This is a genomic window from Ralstonia pickettii (assembly GCF_030582395.1).
Lineage (GTDB): Bacteria > Pseudomonadota > Gammaproteobacteria > Burkholderiales > Burkholderiaceae > Ralstonia > Ralstonia pickettii_D.
In genome coordinates this window covers 1223979-1245189 of record NZ_CP104381.1, presented here as the reverse complement: position 1 = coordinate 1245189, position 21211 = coordinate 1223979, and the positions used below count along the sequence as shown (strand labels likewise).

At 62.9% G+C, this 21211-nt stretch carries 15 protein-coding genes and 3 tRNA genes; 10 read left to right on the top strand and 8 right to left on the bottom strand.

Translation table 11 applies throughout. The annotated features are described in order from the left end of the window. Positions 1 to 48: 48 nt before the first annotated feature. Together N5B55_RS06055 and N5B55_RS06050 are read right to left on the bottom strand one after the other, a co-directional pair. The gene (locus N5B55_RS06055; protein ID WP_304539497.1) at positions 49 to 3570 is read right to left on the bottom strand and encodes a UvrD-helicase domain-containing protein; all 3522 of its coding nucleotides are present in this window, start codon (positions 3568 to 3570) and stop codon (positions 49 to 51) included. Next, a complete protein-coding gene (locus tag N5B55_RS06050; protein ID WP_304539496.1) occupies positions 3567 to 6422 on the bottom strand; it encodes a PD-(D/E)XK nuclease family protein in 2856 nt (951 codons plus the stop codon). The genes N5B55_RS06055 and N5B55_RS06050 overlap by 4 nt, the downstream gene beginning before the upstream one ends. 216 nt (positions 6423 to 6638) lie before the next feature. On the opposite strand from N5B55_RS06050, the gene trxA reads away from it, so the two are divergent. The 3 genes from trxA (at position 6639) to N5B55_RS06035 (ending at position 10057) form a co-directional block, all read left to right on the top strand. Further along, positions 6639 to 6965, top strand: a complete 327-nt coding sequence (gene trxA / locus N5B55_RS06045) for a thioredoxin TrxA (protein WP_004626253.1) — start codon at positions 6639 to 6641, stop codon at positions 6963 to 6965. 187 nt (positions 6966 to 7152) lie between these two features. Beyond that, positions 7153 to 8415, top strand: coding sequence for a transcription termination factor Rho (gene rho / locus N5B55_RS06040; protein ID WP_027677655.1), 1263 nt, complete (start codon positions 7153 to 7155; stop codon positions 8413 to 8415). 268 nt (positions 8416 to 8683) lie between these two features. Beyond that, on the top strand, positions 8684 to 10057 hold the full coding sequence (locus N5B55_RS06035) for a sigma-54 dependent transcriptional regulator (protein ID WP_065857609.1): 1374 nt from the start codon (positions 8684 to 8686) through the stop codon (positions 10055 to 10057). A gap of 86 nt (positions 10058 to 10143) precedes the next feature. Here the strand turns inward: N5B55_RS06035 and N5B55_RS06030 are convergent, their stop codons facing one another. Then, a complete protein-coding gene (locus tag N5B55_RS06030) occupies positions 10144 to 10767 on the bottom strand; it encodes a hypothetical protein (RefSeq protein ID WP_304539495.1) in 624 nt (207 codons plus the stop codon). Positions 10768 to 11143: 376 nt separating this feature from the next. Between N5B55_RS06030 and N5B55_RS06025 the strand changes: the two genes are divergently transcribed. The 6 genes from N5B55_RS06025 (at position 11144) to N5B55_RS06000 (ending at position 17085) form a co-directional block, all read left to right on the top strand. Beyond that, positions 11144 to 11812 (top strand): LuxR C-terminal-related transcriptional regulator, encoded by a 669-nt coding sequence (locus N5B55_RS06025; RefSeq protein WP_009238433.1) that lies wholly within the window; start codon positions 11144 to 11146, stop codon positions 11810 to 11812. 61 nt (positions 11813 to 11873) lie between these two features. Beyond that, a complete protein-coding gene (locus N5B55_RS06020; RefSeq protein WP_304539494.1) occupies positions 11874 to 12740 on the top strand; it encodes a zinc-dependent peptidase in 867 nt (288 codons plus the stop codon). Beyond that, complete coding sequence (locus tag N5B55_RS06015; protein WP_304539493.1) at positions 12737 to 13294, top strand: hypothetical protein; 558 nt, start codon at positions 12737 to 12739, stop codon at positions 13292 to 13294. Before N5B55_RS06020 ends, N5B55_RS06015 begins: the two co-directional genes overlap by 4 nt. A gap of 203 nt (positions 13295 to 13497) precedes the next feature. Beyond that, entirely contained in the window at positions 13498 to 13758 is a 261-nt protein-coding gene (locus N5B55_RS06010; RefSeq protein WP_004626237.1) for a type B 50S ribosomal protein L31, read from the top strand. A gap of 170 nt (positions 13759 to 13928) precedes the next feature. Then, a complete protein-coding gene (locus tag N5B55_RS06005) occupies positions 13929 to 15719 on the top strand; it encodes an ArnT family glycosyltransferase (RefSeq protein ID WP_154207330.1) in 1791 nt (596 codons plus the stop codon). Between the two features lie 19 nt (positions 15720 to 15738). Further along, positions 15739 to 17085, top strand: coding sequence for an MATE family efflux transporter (locus tag N5B55_RS06000; RefSeq protein ID WP_304539492.1), 1347 nt, complete (start codon positions 15739 to 15741; stop codon positions 17083 to 17085). Between the two features lie 104 nt (positions 17086 to 17189). Here N5B55_RS06000 and N5B55_RS05995 read toward each other — a convergent pair. The 4 genes from N5B55_RS05995 to gltX form a co-directional block, all read right to left on the bottom strand. Then, a tRNA-Asp gene (locus N5B55_RS05995) sits at positions 17190 to 17266 on the bottom strand. Between the two features lie 63 nt (positions 17267 to 17329). Further along, positions 17330 to 17405 (bottom strand) — tRNA-Glu (locus N5B55_RS05990). A gap of 118 nt (positions 17406 to 17523) precedes the next feature. Beyond that, positions 17524 to 17599 (bottom strand) — tRNA-Ala (locus N5B55_RS05985). Positions 17600 to 17725: 126 nt separating this feature from the next. Then, positions 17726 to 19123: a glutamate--tRNA ligase gene (gene gltX, locus N5B55_RS05980; protein WP_304539491.1), complete on the bottom strand. Its 1398-nt coding sequence runs from the start codon at positions 19121 to 19123 to the stop codon at positions 17726 to 17728. 205 nt (positions 19124 to 19328) lie between these two features. Between gltX and N5B55_RS05975 the strand changes: the two genes are divergently transcribed. Beyond that, positions 19329 to 20285, top strand: a complete 957-nt coding sequence (locus N5B55_RS05975) for a patatin-like phospholipase family protein (RefSeq protein ID WP_012761744.1) — start codon at positions 19329 to 19331, stop codon at positions 20283 to 20285. Between the two features lie 75 nt (positions 20286 to 20360). Here N5B55_RS05975 and N5B55_RS05970 read toward each other — a convergent pair whose 3' ends face one another. Further along, the gene (locus N5B55_RS05970) at positions 20361 to 21008 is read right to left on the bottom strand and encodes a C40 family peptidase (RefSeq protein WP_009238440.1); all 648 of its coding nucleotides are present in this window, start codon (positions 21006 to 21008) and stop codon (positions 20361 to 20363) included. Between the last annotated feature and the right edge of the window lie 203 nt (positions 21009 to 21211).

Here is a 21211-nt window from a genome sequence, read left to right as displayed (position 1 = left end):
TCTTCTCTCTTCCGCATCACCCTTCCCCTCTTGTCTATGCTGCCCGCGTCAGAACAGCGCGCCCTGGCTGTCGTCGTGTGACGCCTGCACCGGCCTGGGCAATGCATCCAGATCGAACCATTCCCCCTGCGCAGTCGCCACGCCCGCGCGCACGGTGCGCCCCGGATACATCGGCGTGACGGCGGCCACATAGCCGCGCAGCTGATCGGCATAGGCGGCACGTTCGCCCGGCAGCAAGCGCAGCTTGTAGTCGACCACGAGGACCTCGTTGCCACGTTCGATCAGGCGATCGATGCGCAACAGCGCACCGTCGCGACCGAAAAGTTCGATCTCGTTATGAGCGGCGTCGAAGCGCGCAGGGTCGAAGACATGCGCCAGCGCCTCGGCAGAGAGCATCCGGCGCACAGCGTCAGCGGCGCGTGTGGCATCGGCTTGCGTGACGCCGGTCGCGCCGAACCATCGCGCGATCGTCTCGGCGTCGGGCGCTTGTTTCGGCAAGCCGCGGCGTGTCAGGCGCTCGAGCACTGCATGCAGCAATTCGCCCTGAGCGACGGCGCCTTGGTCGAAGACGATATCGGCAGCGCCTTCGGCAGGCGCGCCGGCCGCCCCCACACGCACCGTTACAGTCAGCGGCGCGCGAAAATCGTGATACGAGACAACCTCGTGCCCCGCTGCACTCGAGACCGAGTCGGCTACGTCATCCAGCATTGCAGCGGGTGACGCCACTCCTGCCGAGGCCAGCAGTGTGTACCAGCTGGCCGTGCCGTCCACCTCGGGCGCATCGCCTTCATCCAGAGATTGGGCTGCCGTGGCATCGCGCTTGTTCGCCACGCCGGAAACGATCAGTGCTTGCCGCGCACGCGTCATCGCCACGTAGAGCAGGTTCCAGTTTTCGCGCTCGGCAAGCGCATTTTCTTGCTTGAAGAGAAGCTCGCGCGCGAGGCCACGCTCGGACGTCTTGCCAAACGCCGAAAAATGCGCGGGTGCCGGCGCGCCGGGTGGCCAGTCGATCAGGATCCCAGCCGTATCGACGCGCGCGTCGCTGTGGTGGCTGTCGAGCAGCACGACGAACGGCGCTTCCAGCCCCTTGGAGGCATGCACGGTCAGTATCTGCACGGCATCAAGACCCTCGCTGGCGACTTCGGCATCAATAGTATCCGGCGCCTCTGTGTCGCCCTGCACGCCTTCGTCGGGGCTTTCGTCCTCGTCGCCCTGGCGGATGGCGCGCAGCTCCGCCATGAACTTCGGCAGGCTCGGATACCGGCCACCGTCCAGATCGAGCGCGAGCTTCAAGAACGCATCCAGGTTGGCGAGCACCTGATCGCGGTTCGCGGCCGGTGCGCGCTCGGCATAGCGGCGCTTGAGTTCGCCGGTGTAGACGATGTAATCGAGCAGATCGTGCACGGGCAGCGTGGGGGCCACCGCCAGCCAGCGCGACAGCATGCGATGCGCGTAGCGCAAGGTGTCCGACCCATCCGCGTGGCCGGCCAGCGCGGTCAGGCGCTCCCACCATGTCAATGCGGCCGCGCCCTCGCCAAACTGCGCCAGTGCGATGAGGTGCTCGTCCGAGGCGGCGAAAACGGGGCTGCGCAGCACATGCGCAAGCGACAAATCCGCCTGCGGCGTCATCAGGAAATCGAGCAGCGCGCATAGATCAAGCGCTTCAAGCGTAGCCAGCAGGCCGCCGCGGCGCGGGCTCAGATACGGCACGCCGGCATCGCGCAGCGCACGTTCGTAATCGGCGAGATAGCGTTTGCGGCGGACAAGCAGTTGGAAATCGCTCCACCGCACGGCGCGCTCGACGCCGCCTTCGCGAATGCGCTCATTGGCGTGCAATGCGCGCAGGCAAGCCGCCACTTGGCGGCCCTCGGCATAGCGCTGCGAATCGCCGGCTTCTTCGCGCGGTTCGGTGAGGGTATCGCGAGGCGCGGCTTCGTCAGCCTGCTCGGCTTCGGACACCGGCACCAGCGGCAACAGCAGCGCCTGCCCCGTGGGTGCGTCCACGGCGGTGCTTTGCTCGGCGTAGATCGGATAGTCGCCGCGCGCCCGCGCTTGCAGGAACACGGCATTGACCCACTCCAGCACGGCCGGCGCGTTGCGACGCGTGCGATTGGTACGCAGCACGGTCGCATTGAATTCTGCAACCAGCATTTCGCGCGCAGCGTCGAACAGCCGGGCATCGGCGCGCCGGAACCGGTAGATCGATTGCTTCGGATCGCCCACGAGGAACACGCTTGGCTGCGTGCCGGTGCCGGCATAACCGGCCAGCCAGCCCTGCAGGATGCGCCACTGCATCGGATTCGTATCCTGAAACTCATCGAGCAGCAGATGCTTGTAGCGCGCGTCGAGCCGCACCTGCAGGTAAGCGGCCGTATCGTCTTGCTGCATCAAGCGCGCCGCTTCCCATTCGAGATCGGTGAAATCCATCGCGCGCGCCTGGCGCTTGTACGCCTGATAGCGGTCGATGAGTGCATCGCCCAGCGCAAACAATGCAGCGTTGACGGCGCGCACGCGGGCCTCCTGGCGACGCGCCTGAAACGCCGTCAGAGTTTCGCAAAGCGTGGTGTGCAAGGTCACCAGCGTTTGCGCGTGCTCGTCGCCGATGGCTTTGATGAGCGCCTTGGTCGGCTTGCAGGCGCGTGCTTTGCCGGCCTGCGTGTGGAACGCGGCGAACAGCGCCTCAAACGCTTGCGCGCGAGCAGCCTCGTCCGACACATCCATGCCGCGCGCAGCAGTGACCGCCGATTCGATGGCCACCGCGCGCTTGCCTTCGGCAGCACCGCCCTGCCCAAGCCAGCCGGACACGCGCAGCATATCGGCCAGCGATGCCGCATCCTGCAGCGCTTCGATCAGAGGATCGACGGTCGCATCGTCGCCGAGCAGTTCGTCCAGGGCATCCAGCGGACGACCGCCCGCCTGCGTCTTGTAGGCCCACCAATCGCTGCGCTGATGGAACATGGCGTCGAGCAGGCGACCGGCCTGGAAATCGCCGACCAAATCGGCAAGCGCTTCATACGCGGCGCGCAAGTCAGCGTGATCTTCGGCGAGCAAGCCGCGCCAGAAAGGCGCCCAGGCTTCGCGCCGCAGCCGCCCGGCATCTTCACGCAGCGAGGCGCCCTGCTGGACGCCAGACGACAGCGGCGCGCCGCGCAGCAACGACCCAAACCAGCCATGGAACGTATCAATCGCCATGCGCGATGGCGATTCCAGCACGCGCGCATACAGCCCACGCGCCGTTTCAATCAGCGCCGGCGCATCGCGCTCGTCCACCGTACGCGCGATCAGCTCGCGAACGACACCTTCATCGTCGGCGCCGGCCAGTTGGGCGAGGATGTCGAGCAAGCGCTGGCGCATCTCTTCGGCAGCCTTGCGCGTAAACGTGATGGCGAGAATGTCCGACGGCGCGGCACCGGCCAGCAGCAAACGCAACATGCGCGTGACCAGCAGCCACGTCTTGCCGCTGCCCGCGCACGCTTCCACCACGACGGAGCGCTGCGGGTCGCACGCAGCGCGCGAGAAGGCCTCGGGCGAGACGGCAGCACCGTCGCGTTCGTAAGCGTGATCGCTCATGCCGCGCCCTCCGGCTCGCGCGGTGCGCCTTCGGTCCAATACCCCTTGCGGCATAGGCCACGCGCCGCGCAGTAGCGGCACGCCGATTCATCACCGAACGCCGGCAGGGGCGCACCGGCAGCGAGGGCCGTCATGTCCTTTTGCATCTGCTCGATCAACCAATCGACGACTTGCGTGAAATCGGGCAATGCAACGTCGCGCTTGTCGCCGCGGGCCTCGCCGTCGAGCGAAACCCACCCGCCCGAATCTGCACGCGCATCGAGGACGCCGTAAAACGGAAGCTGGCAATCCTCAAACGGCGTCTTGGCGCGACGCACCAGCGCCATTTGCGACTGCGTCTTGTAATCGAGCACCGCCACGCCGTGTTCGTCGTGCACATCAATGCGGTCGATCCGGCCGCGTAAGCGCAGCGCGCGCTCGTCGGGCAATGTGATGGACGTATCGACATCGACTTCACCTGCCTCAAAGCGCCAGCCATCCGCTTCGCGAGCGGCCTGCCACGCCAGGTACGACGGCATCACACCGAGCCAGCGCCGATAGAAGCGCAACGCGTTGCCGTCCTCGGCCAACAGCGGGCCGAACTGTTCGTCGGTAATGGTCTGCAGCAGACTCAGACGATCGGCCGGATCGTGCATCGGCGTTTCCAGCAACTGGCGGTGAAAACGATGCAGGATCGCGTGCAGGATCTCGCCGATGTCGCGTTTCTCCAGTTCATCGGAAACTTCTTCCAGCTCGCCCAGCCGCAGCATGCGACCGACGAAGAACTGGTATGGACAGCGCCGCAGACTGTTGTATGCGGCCGCGCTCAGCGTGGACGGCACCAGCGTCGGCGCTGCGGGCGCGGGCATGTCGGTGGGCTGGCTCGTGGTCTGCAAACTGGGCAACGTGACTGACGTATCGATACGCACGCCGCTCACCGCCAAACGCCGTTGCAAGCGTTCAAGCCAGCCGGAAAGGCGATGCGGCTCGCCACGTCCGCCGTGGCGTTGCCAGGTCAACACCACCTCGGGCTGATTGAGGAGCACCTCGGCCAAGTCACGAGCCTGCTGCGCAAAGCGCTGTGCGCGGTCGGGCAAACCGAGTTCGCGCCGCACGTCGTTAGAAAAGAACAGCCATTCGGGCTGCGCAGACGGCAATTGCGCATCGTCACAACCCACCACCACCACGCCATCAAAACGCCGCATGCGCGCGCCATTCAGCGGCAGGATGACAACACGCCGGTCCGCTGGCGGTGAAGGCTCACTGAAGACCGCAGATTCGAGCAGCATCGAGAGCAACGCGCGCCATTCCGTCAGGGAGAAACGCGCGCCCGCATCGGTGCTGCCATGTATGGACGTACGCAGCCGGTCAATCCAGTCCAGCAGTTGGCGGCCCGCATCGTCGTTCTGCAACCCAGCGCGCATATGCAGACGATCGAGCGTGCCTGCCAACAGCGCTACCCACGCGTCGAGCGTGGCGCTGCCGGCCCGGCGCCACAGCGCCGCTTCGTCGGCCAGCACGCCCAGACGATCGGCAAGGCGGCTGACCTTTGCTTCGCCCTCGGCATCACTCGCAGGGCGATCGGTAACCAGCCGGCGCAATCGCCCCCATCCACCTGAAACGTTATGCCGGCGCACCCGGCGCTCCAGTTCTGCTACCCAGGCAGGCGTGGCCGTGCCGGCATCGGCATCGGCATCGGCATCGCGCAAACAGAACGGGCTCTTGATGAGATCGAGCAACGCCGCGGTATCGCCGTCGCCCTGCACCACGTCGACCCAGCGCATAAGTGCCGCAGCGGCGCGCGTCGTGGAAAGCTTCCAGCCGGTCTCATCGCGCACCGGCACGTTCACGCGCGCCAGCAACGCGCGAACGCGCCGCGCGACGATGCGATCCTGTGCCACCAGCGCCAACGAGCGGCGCCCGGCATTCAGCCAATCGACCAGCGTATGCGCGGCGAAGGCTGCCTCGTCTTCAAAACGTGCAGCGCCTGCAATGCGCAGGATTGGCGCGGGCAATTGCGCGGCGGCAGCATCGTCCGCCGCCTGGGCGGGCGTGGCGCATTCGGGCCAGGCGTGCAGCAGCAGATTGCGGAAATCCGCGTGTGTGGAAGGCGCCGCGGACGTGCCGCTTTCAGGCGCATTCCAGTCGTAGCCGATGCTCAACACCGGCACCCGCTCGGCGGCGCGCTGCAGGAAATCCAGATCGACCGCCTCGGGATCCGTCGGGCTCATCCACACGATCGGTCCGTCCAGTTCGTCGAGCAGGCGCCGCATGGCCCGCAATCGCATCGGAATCGGGTCCGCCGCGCCGGAAAGCAACCGCCAGAACGTCAACACAATGCGCGATTCGGTACCGAGAAAGCGTTCGGACAATTGCGCGTAGGTGCGCTCCAACGCCTCGGCCAACGCCGACTCCAGCTCGTCAGCCCGCCCATCTGCGCCGCTGTGGGCGGCATCGAGGGTCAGCCAGCGTTGCGACAACTCATCCGACACCGTCACAAGCACCTGCGCCACGCCCCACAGAGCGGCATCGTCTTGCGCGCCGAGCGCTTCACGCAGCCATGCCTGCGTCTTGAGCGCCTGCTGCACCGCGAGCAGTCGCGACAGCGGCGTGCGCGTGGCGGACACACCCGCTTCGGGCGGCAGATCGAGCAGCCAATGCCCGAGCGTCAGAATGCGGGGGAGCAAACGCGGCGTGCCGGCCGCTTGTGCACTCGCATGCAGAGCACCGCGCACGCCGGGAATCTGCGCGGCTGTCGGCACAACGATCGTGGCGCTACCCGAAGATTGCGCATGCGCATCCACAAAATGCCACGCAGCGTCGGCGGCATGGGAAAGGAATGCTGGGCCAGGCGCGAAGGCAAGCGTCTGCATGCGTGGAATATGGCGACTTATCGGGAAGCGAAGACCCGCGGCTATCGGCGCGATAGCCACAATCAACGGTCGAATCGGTTGAAAACGGAGGCCTCGGTACTATATCAGCAGCATCCGCGCCGACAGTGCTCCCAATACACGCCGGTTCGTGTAATCGTGTAATGTATGGGTTCGGCGCACGTCGCCAGCTTTTACGAAATAACAGAGGTTCCCGCCATGAGCGAACAGATCAAGTATGTGAGCGACGCGTCCTTCGAGGCAGACGTGCTCAAGTCCGACAAACCCGTGCTGGTCGACTTCTGGGCCGAATGGTGCGGTCCGTGCAAGATGATCGCCCCGATCCTGGACGAAGTTTCCAAGGACTACGGCGAGAAGGTGCAGATCGCCAAGATCAACGTCGATGAGAACCAGGGCGTGCCGGCCAAGTTCGGTATTCGCGGCATCCCAACGCTGATTCTGTTCAAGAACGGCGCCGTGGCTGCCCAGAAGGTGGGCGCACTGTCCAAGTCGCAACTGACCGCATTCCTGGACAGCCACCTGTAAGCCATTTCCGGCTGCGGGCAACCTTTCGCGTTGCCCCCCACACACGCTGGCGCACTTCCGCCTGGAAGCTCGCCAGCGTTGTGCTAAGATGGCACCCAATCTGTTTCTCCGAGCGTTCGCTCGACCTTTCCCCCCTCCCCCGTTTCTCGTTTCGCCGCCCGTTCGGGCCTTCCCTCATCTTTCGTCTATGCATCTGACAGAACTGAAATCCTTGCACGTGTCCCAATTGCTGGAAATGGCGGGGCAGCTGGAGATCGATAACGCGCAGCGCATGCGCAAACAGGAATTGATGTTTGCCATCCTGAAAAAGAAGGCGAAACAGGGCGAAACGATTTTCGGTGACGGCACCCTTGAAGTGCTGCCCGATGGTTTCGGTTTTCTGCGCTCGCCCGAGACTTCGTATCTGGCCAGCACCGACGACATCTACATCAGCCCGTCGCAGATCCGCCGGTTCAATCTGCACACCGGTGACACCATCGAAGGTGAAGTCCGCACACCCAAGGACGGCGAGCGCTACTTCGCGCTGGTGAAGGTCGACAAGGTCAACGCGCAGCCTCCTGAGGCGGTCAAGAACCGCATCATGTTCGAGAACCTGACGCCGCTGCATCCGAACAAGCCGCTCACGCTCGAACGCGACATCAAGGCCGAAGAGAACATCACCGGCCGCATCATCGACATGATTGCCCCGATCGGCCGCGGCCAGCGCGCGCTGCTGGTGGCAAGCCCGAAGTCAGGCAAGACCGTGATGCTGCAGCACATTGCGCACGCCATCGCGACCAACCATCCGGAAGCCGAGCTGTTCGTGCTGCTGATCGACGAGCGTCCGGAAGAAGTGACCGAAATGCAGCGCACCGTGCGCGGCGAAGTGGTGGCATCGACGTTCGATGAGCCCGCCGTGCGTCACGTGCAAGTGGCCGAAATGGTCATCGAAAAGGCCAAGCGCCTGGTCGAGCTGAAGAAGGATGTCGTGATCGTGCTGGACTCGATCACGCGCTTGGCACGCGCTTACAACACTGTCGTGCCGACCTCGGGCAAGGTGCTGACCGGCGGTGTCGATGCGAACGCCCTGCAGCGGCCGAAGCGTTTCTTCGGTGCAGCACGTAACCTGGAAGAAGGCGGTTCGCTCACGATCATCGGCACGGCGCTGATCGAAACTGGCAGCCGCATGGACGACGTGATCTACGAAGAATTCAAGGGCACCGGCAACATGGAAGTGCACCTGGAACGCCGTCTGGCCGAAAAGCGCGTCTACCCCGCCATCAACCTGAACAAGTCGGGCACGCGCCGTGAAGAACTGCTGATCAAGCCGGACATTCTGCAGAAGGTGTGGATTCTGCGTAAGTTCATCCACGACATGGATGAAGTCGAGGCAATGGAATTCCTGCTCGACAAATTGAAGACAACAAAGAACAACGCCGAATTCTTCGACATGATGCGACGCGGCGGCTAAGTCTCCTGGCCGCATGGCGAAAAGCGCACCCTTTGTGGTGCGCTTTTTTATTGCCCCGTCAAGCGGTTGTTTTTCCCAGCGGATTTTCTCGTCAAAGTTGTGAAATTCGCTAGTTCATTTGCATTACGGGCGCGGTGCGCAAGCGTTTGCCACCATCGTCCTTAAACGTCATCGCAAAAGAGAAACCCGGCAACCATACTGCAAGCCTGCCCTGGCCGAGCCGCCTCGGCAAAGAAGGACCCACACCAAAAATCGAACGGGGGAAACCATGCGAGAAGAGTCGCTGGAATGTACTGCTGCGTGCCGAACCGTCGTAGTGGCGTCACGTGCGGGGATGGGGGAGATCGACGAAACGATTTTGGGTGCCGACTGGCACGTGCGACGGGTAACGTCGATGCGTGAGCTGGGCTGTGCCATTCGTGACGGCGTTCCCAAGGCGGGGCTGGTCGATTTCGGCAGCGCGTTCTCGGCTGCGGAGTTGGATTTGCTCGAGCGGTGCATGCAGGTGCCGCATGTGGGCTGGGTGGCGGCGTTGCCACCGGCCATGCTGCATCAGGAACGCGTACGCCAGCTCGTGCGCGATTACTGCGTCGATTACGTGCAGATGCCGCTGCGCACGGACGAGACTGCGTATTCTCTGCGTCACGCCTGGGGCATGGCGTCGCTTGCACAGGAAGCCGCGCCGACGCCCAAGGCGAATCATGCGCGCATGCTCGGTGAGTGCCCCGCCATGCACGCACTGTTTCGCGCTATCCGCAAGGTCGCCCAAAATAGCGCGCCGGCCTTCATCGCGGGGGAGTCGGGCACCGGCAAGGAGCTGACCGCACAGGCCATTCATGAGGCGTCATCTCGCGCAGGCGGTCCGTTCATCGCCATCAATTGCGGGGCAATTCCGCCGCACCTGATCCAGTCTGAATTGTTCGGCTACGAAAAAGGCGCCTTTACCGGCGCGCATCAGCGTCATATCGGTTGGGTCGAGCATGCAAACGGAGGCACGCTGTTCCTCGATGAAATCGGCGACCTGCCGCTCGAGAGCCAGGTCAGCCTGCTGCGCTTCCTGCAGCAAGGCACGATTACGCGGCTTGGCGGGCACCAGGCGATTCCGCTGGACATCCGCATCATCTCGGCAACGCATGTGGATCTGGAAGCGGCCCAACACCACGGCGGATTCCGGACCGATCTGTTCCATCGACTGTGCGTGCTCACCCTGTCGGTGCCGCCCCTTCGAGAGCGCGGCAGCGACATCGTACTGCTGGCCGAACATATCCTGGCTCAGCACGCGAGCGAAGCCTCGCACCGCATCCGAGGCTTCACGCCCTGCGCGTTGCACGCCATGATGCATTACCCTTGGCCGGGCAACGTTCGCGAACTGATCAATCGCGTGCGTCGCGCACTGGTGATGACCGACAACCGCAAGATCTCCGCCGCCGATCTGCACCTCGAAGGCTATGCGTCCGTGTCGGGCCAGACGCTGGAGGAAGCCCGCGAAGGCGCCGAGTCGGATGCCATCCGCACGGCCATCGCCCGTAACGGGTTCCACATGGGCATGACGGCGCGCGAACTGGCGGTGTCTCGCGTCACGCTGTATCGGCTGATGCAAAAGCACGGAATTCGGGCGGAACATCCGCTGCATACGGCTTAGGCTCCCTCGGCGGCTCTACCTCCCGGCGAGCGTAGCGCGAGGCTACGCCCGCTGGCCCATCCACGCCTTGGTTCAATAGGCTCGATTTAAGAGCGAGCGCTGAATGAAAGGGCGGTGCCAGCGCGGCACACGCCGTGATGTTGGCTTGCATTCGGCCCCCACTCGAGGATCGCGGGTGAGAAAAGAGTGTCCGCCGGGGGACGGAGCACGAAACCGTTGAAAAGCTGCAGCGAGAGTTCGCTGTACGTTGCTAAGGCGCCACATTTCAGTGCGCGCTGCAAGGCGCGACGCGTGAGGCGGTACCACCCAACATTGTCGCGGCGACGGGAATCCGGCACGGCAGCAGGCATACATCGGGGCACACCCCACTTCCGGGGGGATTGCGCAAGCCTCAGCGCCGTTGGATTGTTAAGCCACGCATGCGACGTACTCAGTTCGCCGTCCGTGAGCGCGGACACAACAGAACCAGTGGATGGATCGAATGCGAGGGTGGGAATAAGACCGAAGGCGAGTCGCGCCGGCAACGTATCGGCGAGAACACTTCGAAGGGCGATCAGCGGCGTGATTGCACGCCGAACGATGAAATCGCCGTCTACTCCGAGCGCCGGCCTCATGACGCGCATGGCCATGCGATTCGCGACCACTCCGGTCTTCTCGACCGTCCACCCAAGCGGCAAACGTCGAGCACAGCGCTGCGCGATTGTCGGCATGGCTCGCTCCTCCCCACGGGTTTAGAGCGACATCCATGCCAGGACGGCTAATGCCTTGTTTTAACGGGATATTTTCTACGCGGAGACGCAAGCAACCCGACATCGCAAGCGATTTTGTGTCGCGATTGAAACAGCTGGCGCCATAAAAATGCCGCTGTGATGGGTACAGGCTCTCCGGTAGCCGAATTGCGCGCCCTGGCAAACGCTGCGCTACAGTAGCCAGGACTCGGCAACGATGGTCCCGAGGCATGGCTGGCGCGGCTGTCATTTTTGACTTCCGCCACTAAAATGATTCGGAACGGGGGTCTGCTCCGGCCTGTATCTCGCCTGGGGCGACAAGGATGTTCGCAAGATCGGTAACAGGTCGAGAACAACGATGAACACTGTTTTGATCGAAGCCCATCCGTTGGTGCGTACAGGCATTGCGCACCTGCTACGGACGCTCAAGGGCGTCACTGGCGTCACTGTCGTCGAGCCAGACGAAGGGATGTTCGACGCCATCGAAACCAATGCCGACGCGGGCCTTCTTGTCATCGGCCTGCCGCTGCCACATCTCGATGAGCTGTCAGCCATCGGCGAGATCATGCACAGGCCGCACGCGCGCCACGTGGTCGTGCTCGCTGAATCCGAATCGCCCGACATCATCCGCACGCTCATGCAGATGGGCTTGTCCGGCTACACGCTTAAACATTCACCCGGCGAAGTCATCGCGGCCTCTCTTGAACTTGTGCTGGTAGGTGGCCAATACATTCCTGCCAGCGCCCTGCTGCCGGAGTCGCGCCTGGATGGCGCGCCCAATCCGGCGCTGGCAGGCGATCCGCAGACCGATCCCAAGCTGCTTGGCATTACGCCGCGGCAGTACGAGATCCTGGTGTTGCTGTCGCGCGGTCATCCGGTCAAGACCATCAGCCGAATGTTGAATATCTCCGAAGCAACAGCAAAGGCGCATATCAGCACGCTGTATCGGCGCCTGAAGGTCCGCAGCCGCACTGAGGCGGTGTACGTCGCCAATCAGCGCGGCGCGCGCCTGCTCTCGGTCGCCTGACTCCATCCAAAGCGAGAGCGCACGTCCCAAAATCGCACGCGACGGCCGATATACTGGCCGCATGCTTTCGTCCGTTTTCCGCTGGTTCTCAGGCCGCGCACGTACGCGGCGGCTGGCGCGTTACGCCATCTCCGACGCGCTGTGGTCACACGCACTCGGTTGCCTGCCCTTTCTGCTCGACTGGTCCGACGCCGACCTCGCACGCCTGCGTGAAACGGCCACGCTCTTCATCGCCGAAAAGGAATTCACCACAGCGCACGATTTGCCGCTCACCGACGACATGGTGGTCAGCATTGCCGTGCAGGCCAGTGTGCCGATCCTGGAGCTTGGCATCTCGTGGTACAGCGGATGGCACGGCGTGGTGATCTACCCCGGCGAGTTTGTCATCCGCAAGGAAGTCATGGACGAAGACGGCGTCGTGCACAACGTGCGCGAAGAAGCCGCCGGCGAGGCATGGGAGCACGGCCCCGTCATTCTCTCGTGGCAGGACATCGAACTCGGAAGCGCACTGGCCCAGCCCGGCGCGCAGCCGTACAACGTGGTCGTGCATGAGTTCGCGCACAAGCTCGACATGCTCAACGGCGAGTCGGACGGCATCCCGGCGTTTTCATCACGCCTGCATGCCAACGTTGATCGCGAGCAATGGGCCGATGACCTCTATGCCAAGTACGACGTGTTCGTCAATCGTTGCGAGCAGATTCCGGAGCGCCGTTGGGGCGACGACCCGATCCTATCGGTGCTCGACCCTTATGGCGCCCAGCATCCGGCCGAGTTCTTTGCGGTGGCTTCGGAAGTGTTTTTCGTTGAACCGGTGGCCTTGCTTGAGGCGCTGCCATCGTTGTATGCGCTCTTGCAGGCGTTTTACCTGCAGGATCCGGCACGGCGCGTGCTGGACTCCGAGCAACGCCAGGAGGGATCCCTGCCATGAAGATTCGCCAAGCGCTTCGCACAACGCTGCTCGGTTGCTGCCTCGCTGCCGGCCCAGCGTTGGCACAACCCACCGCGCCCGTGGTCCTCAGCATCACCGCGCAATTCGATGGGCAATCCGAAACCAAACGCGTCACGCTTGCGACGGAGACAACCACGACGGGGCAGCACGTCGCCTTGCTCGAACGTACGCATACGTACGACGTGGGCGGTTCGATGCCGCGCAAAGAATGGGAGACGCGCTTCGCCGCCGGCCTGCCCGACGACACGATCCCGCAGGGCTGCGACACCACCACGTGCAAATTCCTACGTCACCGCTGGGCCAAGACTGGCCTCGACGTCACTCTGCGGCCGATGGTCGCTTCGGGCGAATTTCAGACGCTGTCCATCGGTGTAACGCTGCATCGGTTCCAGCCGTCGCCCGACGCCGAAGCCCCCGCCCGCGTCGACACCTGGACGGGCAATGTCGACACCTCGTTGCGTGTCGGCGACACCAAGACCATGGATTTGGACGGCCACGGCGTGCTCACAATCGAGCGTCTCGGCCAACCTTGACCAAAATAGGCTCTTTCTGTCACTTTTCGAGGTGCCGACGCCACGGATTTTGCGGCAAGCGCGTTGCTCAAGCCTTTGTTTCTCTGGCATAATTCTCGTTTCTCCACCCGGCAAGTGATTCGAAGGTTGGTCGCACGGTGGCTCCTACCCTGTGAGCGCCGGAAGCGCGCCGCGAATTGGCTACCTCTACCCCAGGGCCCATCATGAAAGAAGGCATTCACCCGAATTACCGCGAAGTCGTGTTCCAGGACATGTCCAGCGACTTCAAGTTCATCACCCGCTCGACCATCCAGACCAAGGAAATGATCACGCTGGACGGCAAGGAATACCCGCTGGCCAAGATCGAAGTCTCGTCCGAATCGCACCCGTTCTACACGGGCCAGCAAAAGGTTCTGGACACGGCCGGCCGCGTGGAAAAGTTCCGCAACAAGTTCGGCAGCAAGATCGGCAAGGCTGCCAAGTAATACCGGCGCCGGAGACGGCTCACCAGATGACCCGTCTCACTGGTCAGAAAAAGGCAGCTCCGGCTGCCTTTTTTGTTTCTCGGTACATGCTTAGGCCGTTGATTCGGCCGCTCTTTACGATTCGCACGTTCCAGTGCAACCCCGACTGGGCTCGCCCGGTCCGACACCCGATGAACACCACCCGCGTCTCGCGCATCCGCCTGACTGCCGCTGCCACCCGAGAGTTGCCGCGCTGGCTGCTGCTTGCCATCTGCGTGATCTACGGCCTGTCGGGCCTGTTCTCGCGCGACCCGTGGAAGAACGAAGACGCCGCGGGCTTCGGCGCGATGTGGACGCTGGCCACCGGCAATGCGCAGGACTGGTTGATGCCAAACATTGTGGGGCGTCCTGTCGCGCAGTCGGGCCCGCTGGTGTTCTGGATCGGCGGCGCGTTCATTCGCCTCTTCGGACAATGGCTCGGCCCGGCGGATGCCTCGCGCTTGGCCACCGCTCTCTTCTTCTTCGTTACCAGCGCGTGCATTTGGTATGGCGCTTATCTGCTGGGCCGCCGCGCGGAGGTTCAACCGTTTGAGTTTGTCTTCGGGGGCCAGCCCAACACGCGCGACTACGGCCGTACGCTGGCGGACGGCGCACTGTTGATCTTTCTGGCCTGCGTGGGCCTGGCGCAGCGCGGCCATGAAACAACACCGCTGGTCGGGGCCCTGTGTTTCGTGGCGGTCGCCGTGTATGGCTTGATCCGAGCGCTGGACAAGCCGGTGCAGGGCTGCCTCATCTACGGCATCGGTATCGGTTGCCTGTCTCTGGCGGGCGGCCCCATCCTGCCATTGGTAATTACGCTGGCCGTATTGATCGCGGCGCATGCCACACGCGTTTTACCGCTGCGCCCGCTGATGACGGTGGCGCTGCCGGTGTCGCTCGTACTCGGCTGGTCATGGCCGGCGATGGCGTATCTGCTGGCAAATAATCCGACGGATGCCGTGACCTACATTCGCGAATGGGCACGCTTCGATCGCCACCAATACGCGGGCCCGACCGCCCATTCGCTTGGCTTTGTCGCTCGCAACCTGCCGCTGTTTGCCTGGCCGGTCTGGCCGCTGGCTGCCTGGGCCTGGAAGAGCTGGGGCGGCATGCGTACCGCTCCGCATATCACATTGCCATTGGCGGTATTCCTGCCGCAGTTTGTGCTGCTGCTCATGCAGCCTCAGCCGGGCGACGACGGCTTCCTGCTGCTGATTCCGCCGATGGCCGTGATGGCCACGTTCGCACTGCCAACGCTCAAGCGTGGCGTGATCAGCGCAATCGACTGGTTTGCTCTGCTGGCCTTCACCATCTTGGGTGGCACGCTATGGCTGCTGTGGATCGCCAAGATGACGGGTTTTCCGCCTCAGCTTGCGCGCAACGTGTACCGCATCGTGCCGGGCTACCGGCCGGAGTTCAGCTGGACCGCATTGGTCTGCGCGCTGCTCGTGACCGCGGCGTGGGTGCTCATCGTGGTCTGGCGCACATCGCGCGCACCCAAGGCCATCTGGCGCGCCGTGGTGATCTCGGCCGCCGGCACCACGCTCATGTGGGTGCTGATGATGACGCTGTGGCTGCCCACCATCAACTACGCCAAGACGTACCGTGATGTTGCGCAGTCGGCCGCCCTTGCGCTGCCGCGCACCTACACGTGCGTGCAGCCGATCCGCATGGGCGACGCGCAGCTTGCCTCGTTTGCGTACTTTGGTCACATCCGCTTTGGCAGCGCCGAGGACAACTGCGACATCCTGCTACGCCACGATCCGTACGACTACGGCGCGCCGACGAGCGTCTCGAACTATGAATGGCGCCTGCTCTGGGAGGGCCGCCGCCCGGCCGACCGCGACGAACATTTCCGGATGTACCGCCTGACCGAGGCCGCCGCGGCAACGCATCCGCCGCCCACACCAGCCACCACACGCCGACGCAAGCTGCGTCAATAACGCTTCAGGTAGCACCCATATGTTCGTCGCCGACGTCCGCCGCATTGCCGCACTGGCTTGGCCGGTACTGATCGGCCAGTTGGCTGTCATTGCCTTCGGCGTGCTGGATACGGCGATGGCGGGCCGGGCATCGGCGGCAGACCTCGCTGCCATCGGGCTCGGCGGGTCGATCTACGTGACGGTGTACATCAGTCTGATGGGTGTGCTGCAAGCGCTCTCGCCCACCGCCGGACAACTGTATGGCGCTAAAAGGCACAACGAGATCGGCGAAGAAGTGCGCCAGGCGGTTTGGCTTGGGCTGGTGCTTGCAGCGATCGGCATGCTGATCCTGTGGTTCCCTGCGCCGCTCCTGCGACTGGCGGATGCGACACCGGAACTCACCGAGAAAGCCACCGCCTACCTGCGGTATGAAGCGCTCGCGTTACCTGCAGCGCTCGGCTTCCGGATCTACTCGGCGCTGAACAATGCGCTATCGCGCCCTGTGATGGTCACGGTGCTGCAGCTTGCCGGCCTTGCCATCAAGTTTCCGCTGAACGCACTGTTCCTGTATGGCGGCATCGGCATCCCGGCGATGGGGGGCCCAGGATGCGCACTCGCCTCGATGATCATCAGCTGGCTATGGTTTGTGGCCGCGGCCGCCATCCTGATGCGCAATCCAGCGTACAAGCCGTTTGCGATTTTCACGCAGTACTCGCCACCCAATCGCGCGCGGCTGTGGGCGCTGGTACGCCTGGGTGTGCCGATGGGCTTCACCTACCTGATCGAGATCACGTCGTTCACGTTGATGGCGATCTTCATCGCACGCCTTGGCACGGTGGTCCTGGCGGGGCATCAGATTGCCGCCAACCTTGGGGCGGTGGCCTACATGGTGCCGCTATCCTTGTCGATCGCGACGTCGACGCTGGCTGCGCAGTCGATCGGCGCGCGCGATCGCGTTGCGGCCCGACGCATCTCGCTGAACGGCATCAAATTGGCGGTGATGTGCGCGATCATCGTTTGCGCGACCGTGCTGTTCTTGCGGCACGAGCTCGTCAACCTCTACACGCACGATGCTGCTGTCCTGGCGATTGCAGTGCCCCTGCTGCCTTTCATCGCCTTCTATCAGATGTTCGATGCGCTGCAGGTCATGACCGCATTCATCCTGCGCGCATACAAAATTGCGCTCATCCCGACCGTCATCTACGCCTTATCGCTGTGGGGCGTGGGTCTGGGCGGCGGCTATGTGCTCGGATTTGGACTACTGGGGGAGTTTGCGACGCCACTGCGTGGCGCAGCCGGCTTCTGGGCGGCCAATGCGCTCAGTTTGATGGTGGCCGGCGCGTTGCTGGTCAGCTATTTCAATCGAGTTAGCCGTACGCCCGATTAAAGAAAGCCATTCGCCGCCGCTTTAAAACGACGTCAATCTGGAATGACTAGAACTGAATAGAAAGCGCAAAAGAAAAAACCCGCTGCAAGCAGCGGGTTTTGATTTGGCGGAGCGGACGGGACTCGAACCCGCGACCCCCGGCGTGACAGGCCGGTATTCTAACCGACTGAACTACCGCTCCGTGTCGGTCGCAACATCAGCTAGAGACTGATCTTGCTATGAGCTTCTGGTTAAGCTCTTGTTTTGGCGTCCCCTAGGGGATTCGAACCCCTGTACTCACCGTGAAAGGGTGATGTCCTAGGCCTCTAGACGAAGGGGACAGAAACTGTTTTGCAACGCTTTCTGTCTTACGCTGCGAAGTCCGCTACTATAACGGACTTCTTTGCGTTTTGGAAGCCTCTTTTCAAAATTTATTTTTGAATCGAATCTTCCGGCATTTGGTGGAGCTAAGCGGGATCGAACCGCTGACCTCTTGCATGCCATGCAAGCGCTCTCCCAGCTGAGCTATAGCCCCAAGGTACTGCTTTTTACTGCTTGCTTCTTACTGCATTTCGCTTCGTGTTGCAGCGAAAACAAGAGTATAGGGGAAGTGTTTAGCGCTTGGCAATACCCTTACGCAAAAATTTTTGAGCCGGATTCATCACGCGCCCAGTCGCCGCAGAACGACGTCGCGGCCGAACAGTTCCAGCACGGCATCAATCGACGGCGTTTGCAGTTGGCCCGCCACCAGCAGGCGTACTGGCATTGCCAGCTTCGGCATCTTCCAGCCCTGTGCCGCCAACACTTCCTTGAAGGCAGCGCCAATGGCCTCGCGCTTCCACTCCGGCAGCGCGCCGAGCTTCTCTACCAGCACGGCAATGCCAGGGCGTACGTCGTCAGTGAGATGCTGCGCAGCCAATTCCGGCTCGACCGCGATATCCGTGCGATAGAACAGCAGCGCGGTCTGCGCGACTTCACGGAGCGTGTTGGCGCGATCCTTCACGAGCGCAATCACGTCAGCCAGCACAGGGCCGCCATCGACCTTGCCACCCAGCTCTTCAATAAACGGCTTCACGAGATCAGCCAGGCGCACGTTATCGGCCTGCTTGATGTAGTGGTTGTTCAGCCAGGCGAGCTTTTCGGGGTTGTATTGGGCCGGCGACTTGCCGAGGTGCTCGAGGTCGAACCATTCGATGAACTGTTCGCGCGAGAAGATCTCAGCATCACCGTGCGCCCAGCCGAGGCGGGCGAGGTAGTTGACGATGGCTTCGGGCAAATAGCCCGCATCACGGTAGCCGGTGACGGCCATGGCACCGTGGCGCTTGCTCATCTTCTCGCCCTGCTCGTTGAGCACGGTCGGCAAGTGAGCGTAGACCGGCGGCGTACCACCAAGCGCGCGCAGGATGTTGATCTGGCGGGGGGTGTTGTTGACGTGGTCATCGCCGCGGATCACGTGGGTGATCTGCATATCCATGTCGTCGACGACCACGCAGAAATTGTACGTAGGCGTACCGTCGGGGCGCGCGATCACGAGGTCGTCGAGTTCATCGTTGGAGATTTCGATACGGCCCTTCACTGCGTCGTCCCACACGACGCTTCCACCGATGGGGTTCTTGAAACGGATCACTGGTTGCACGCCGGCTGGGGGCGTGGGCAAAACCTTGCCAGGCATCGGGCGCCAGGTGCCGTCGTAGCGGGGCTTCTCGCCACGCTCGCGTTGCGCTTCGCGCAGGGCGTCGAGCTCTTCGGTGCTCATGTAGCAGGGGTAGGCGAGTTCCTGCTGCACCATCTGCGCGACCACGGCGCGGTACCGGTCCATCCGCTGCATCTGGTAGAACGGACCTTCGTCGATGTCCATGTCGAGCCAATCCATCGCTTCCAGTATCACGTCGACGGCTTCCTGGCTGGAGCGCTCCACGTCGGTGTCTTCGATGCGCAGAATGAAATCTCCCTTCATCTTGCGCGCGAAGGCCCACGGATAGAGTGCCGAGCGGATGTTGCCGAGATGGATGAAGCCCGTGGGGCTGGGAGCGAAACGAGTGCGGACGCGCTGTGTCATAGGAATGGCCGAACGAAGAAGGCCGCGTGGTCGGACCCTGAGTACGGATCCTGAGCGGCCTCTATCAAAACCGAAATTATAGCAACCGAGCTGCGCCTGTCTGGCCGACCCGTCGCCGAACTTTGGCACAATGGCGGCCGGCCGCAGTGCGCTCCGTTACGACTGAACACAACTACGCGGCATATCAAACCGCCCCAACCTCCTCATGCAACGCCGCCTCTTCCTGGGTGCCGCCGGCGCCTCGATACTCTCCGCCTGCACCGTGACGGGCTTTTCGCCCGGCAAAACTGAAACACCCGTCACCCCCGCCACGGCTGTACTACCGCCGACGGCCCTGCCCGCCTCACAGCCCCTGCGGATCGGGCTGGCGCTGGGGGGCGGTGCCGCGCGCGGTTTTGCGCACATCGGCGTCATCAAGATGCTGGAAGCCCAGGGCATTCAGATTGACTTCATCACCGGCACGAGCGCGGGCAGCGTGGTGGCGGCGATCTACGCATCGGGTATGTCGGGGCTGGAGATGAACCGCATGGCCCTCAAGATGGACGAGGCCATGATCGCCGACTGGGCGCTGCCCTTCGGAACGCGCTTCGGCGGCTGGCTCAAGGGCGAGGCGCTGGAGAAATACATCAACCGGCTGGTCAAGCAGAAGACGATCGAGCAGATGCGCATCCCACTCGGCATCGTTGCGACGGACTTGGCGAGCGGCAAGCCGATCCTGTTCCGGCGCGGCAATACCGGTCAGGCGGTGCGTGCGTCCTGCAGTATCCCAGGCGTGTTCCAGCCGGTAACGATCAGTGGCCGCCAATATGTGGACGGCGGCTTGGTGGCGCCAGTGCCGGTTACCTACGTCAAGCAGATGGGCGCGACGTTCGTGATTGCCGTGAACATCTCGGCAGACCCTGCCAACCAGGCTGTGTCAGGACAGGCGAGCATGCTGCTGCAGACGACAGCCATCATGGGTCAGAGCATCAGCAAGACGGAGCTGGCCCAGGCCGATGTGGTCATCACGCCGTCGCTGCCGTTTGTGAAGGGCAGCGACTTTACCGCGCGCAACGAGGCGATTCTCGCGGGCGAGCAGGCTGCCCAGGCCGCCATGCCGTTGCTGCGCGAGAAGCTGCATCTGACGCAGACCGTCGTCGGCACCCCCTTGCCACCGCACTGACACGCCGCCAGCAGGCAACAAAAAAGACCGCCGCGGCGGTCTTTTTTCTATCGCGTGATAGCAAATCGGAGCGAATCAACCGCCGTACATTGCCAGCGGTTTGCCAGCGGCGTTCGGGTCGACGCGCTTGAGCTGTTCGACAAAGTTATCGGCGCCGTCCTTGATTGCGGTACCGGAATTGCCCTCGATGCGGCGGGCGCCGTTGTAGCGCGTCACCCAGTACGAGGCGGTCATGTCGTCCACGCGAATCTTGCTGCCCGTGGACGGTGCGTGCACGAACTTGTTGTCGCCGATATAGATGCCGACGTGCGAGAACGTGTGGCGCATGGTGTTGAAGAACACCAAGTCGCCAGGACGCAGTTCAGCCGTGTCGACGCTGGTGCCGACGCGGCTCATTTCCACGGCGCGGCGCGGCAGCAGGAAACCGAAGGTGTCATTGAAGACGTAGCGGACGAAACCGCTGCAATCGAGGCCCGATTCCGGCGTATTGCCCCCGAAACGGTAACGCAGGCCGATCATGCCCAGTGCGTTCATGACCACGTCGCCGGTCTTGCTCATTACGTTGGAAATGAGGCCGGACTTGGCTTCGGGCTTGACGTCGGCGCGGACTTCCGTGTCCTTGAAGACCGTATCAGCATGCACCGCATTCGACACGAGCACGCCGCAACCGATCACAACACCTACCGCCAGGCGCGCCATGGAATGAAGTACGAAATGCTGCATTGGCTCTCCCTCGGAAACTTGTAATGATGCGGCCGACATACGCCGTCGCAAATGAGAACAGTCCGAATCTTGTTAAAACAATCTCGCAGGATGATAAAAGTGACACTTTGACTTGTCAAAGGTCGTTACAAATTCCTCGGAATCCACATGCAAATCAGGTACTTAGACATGACTTTAGATGCGCATTCTTACAAAAACCGCGC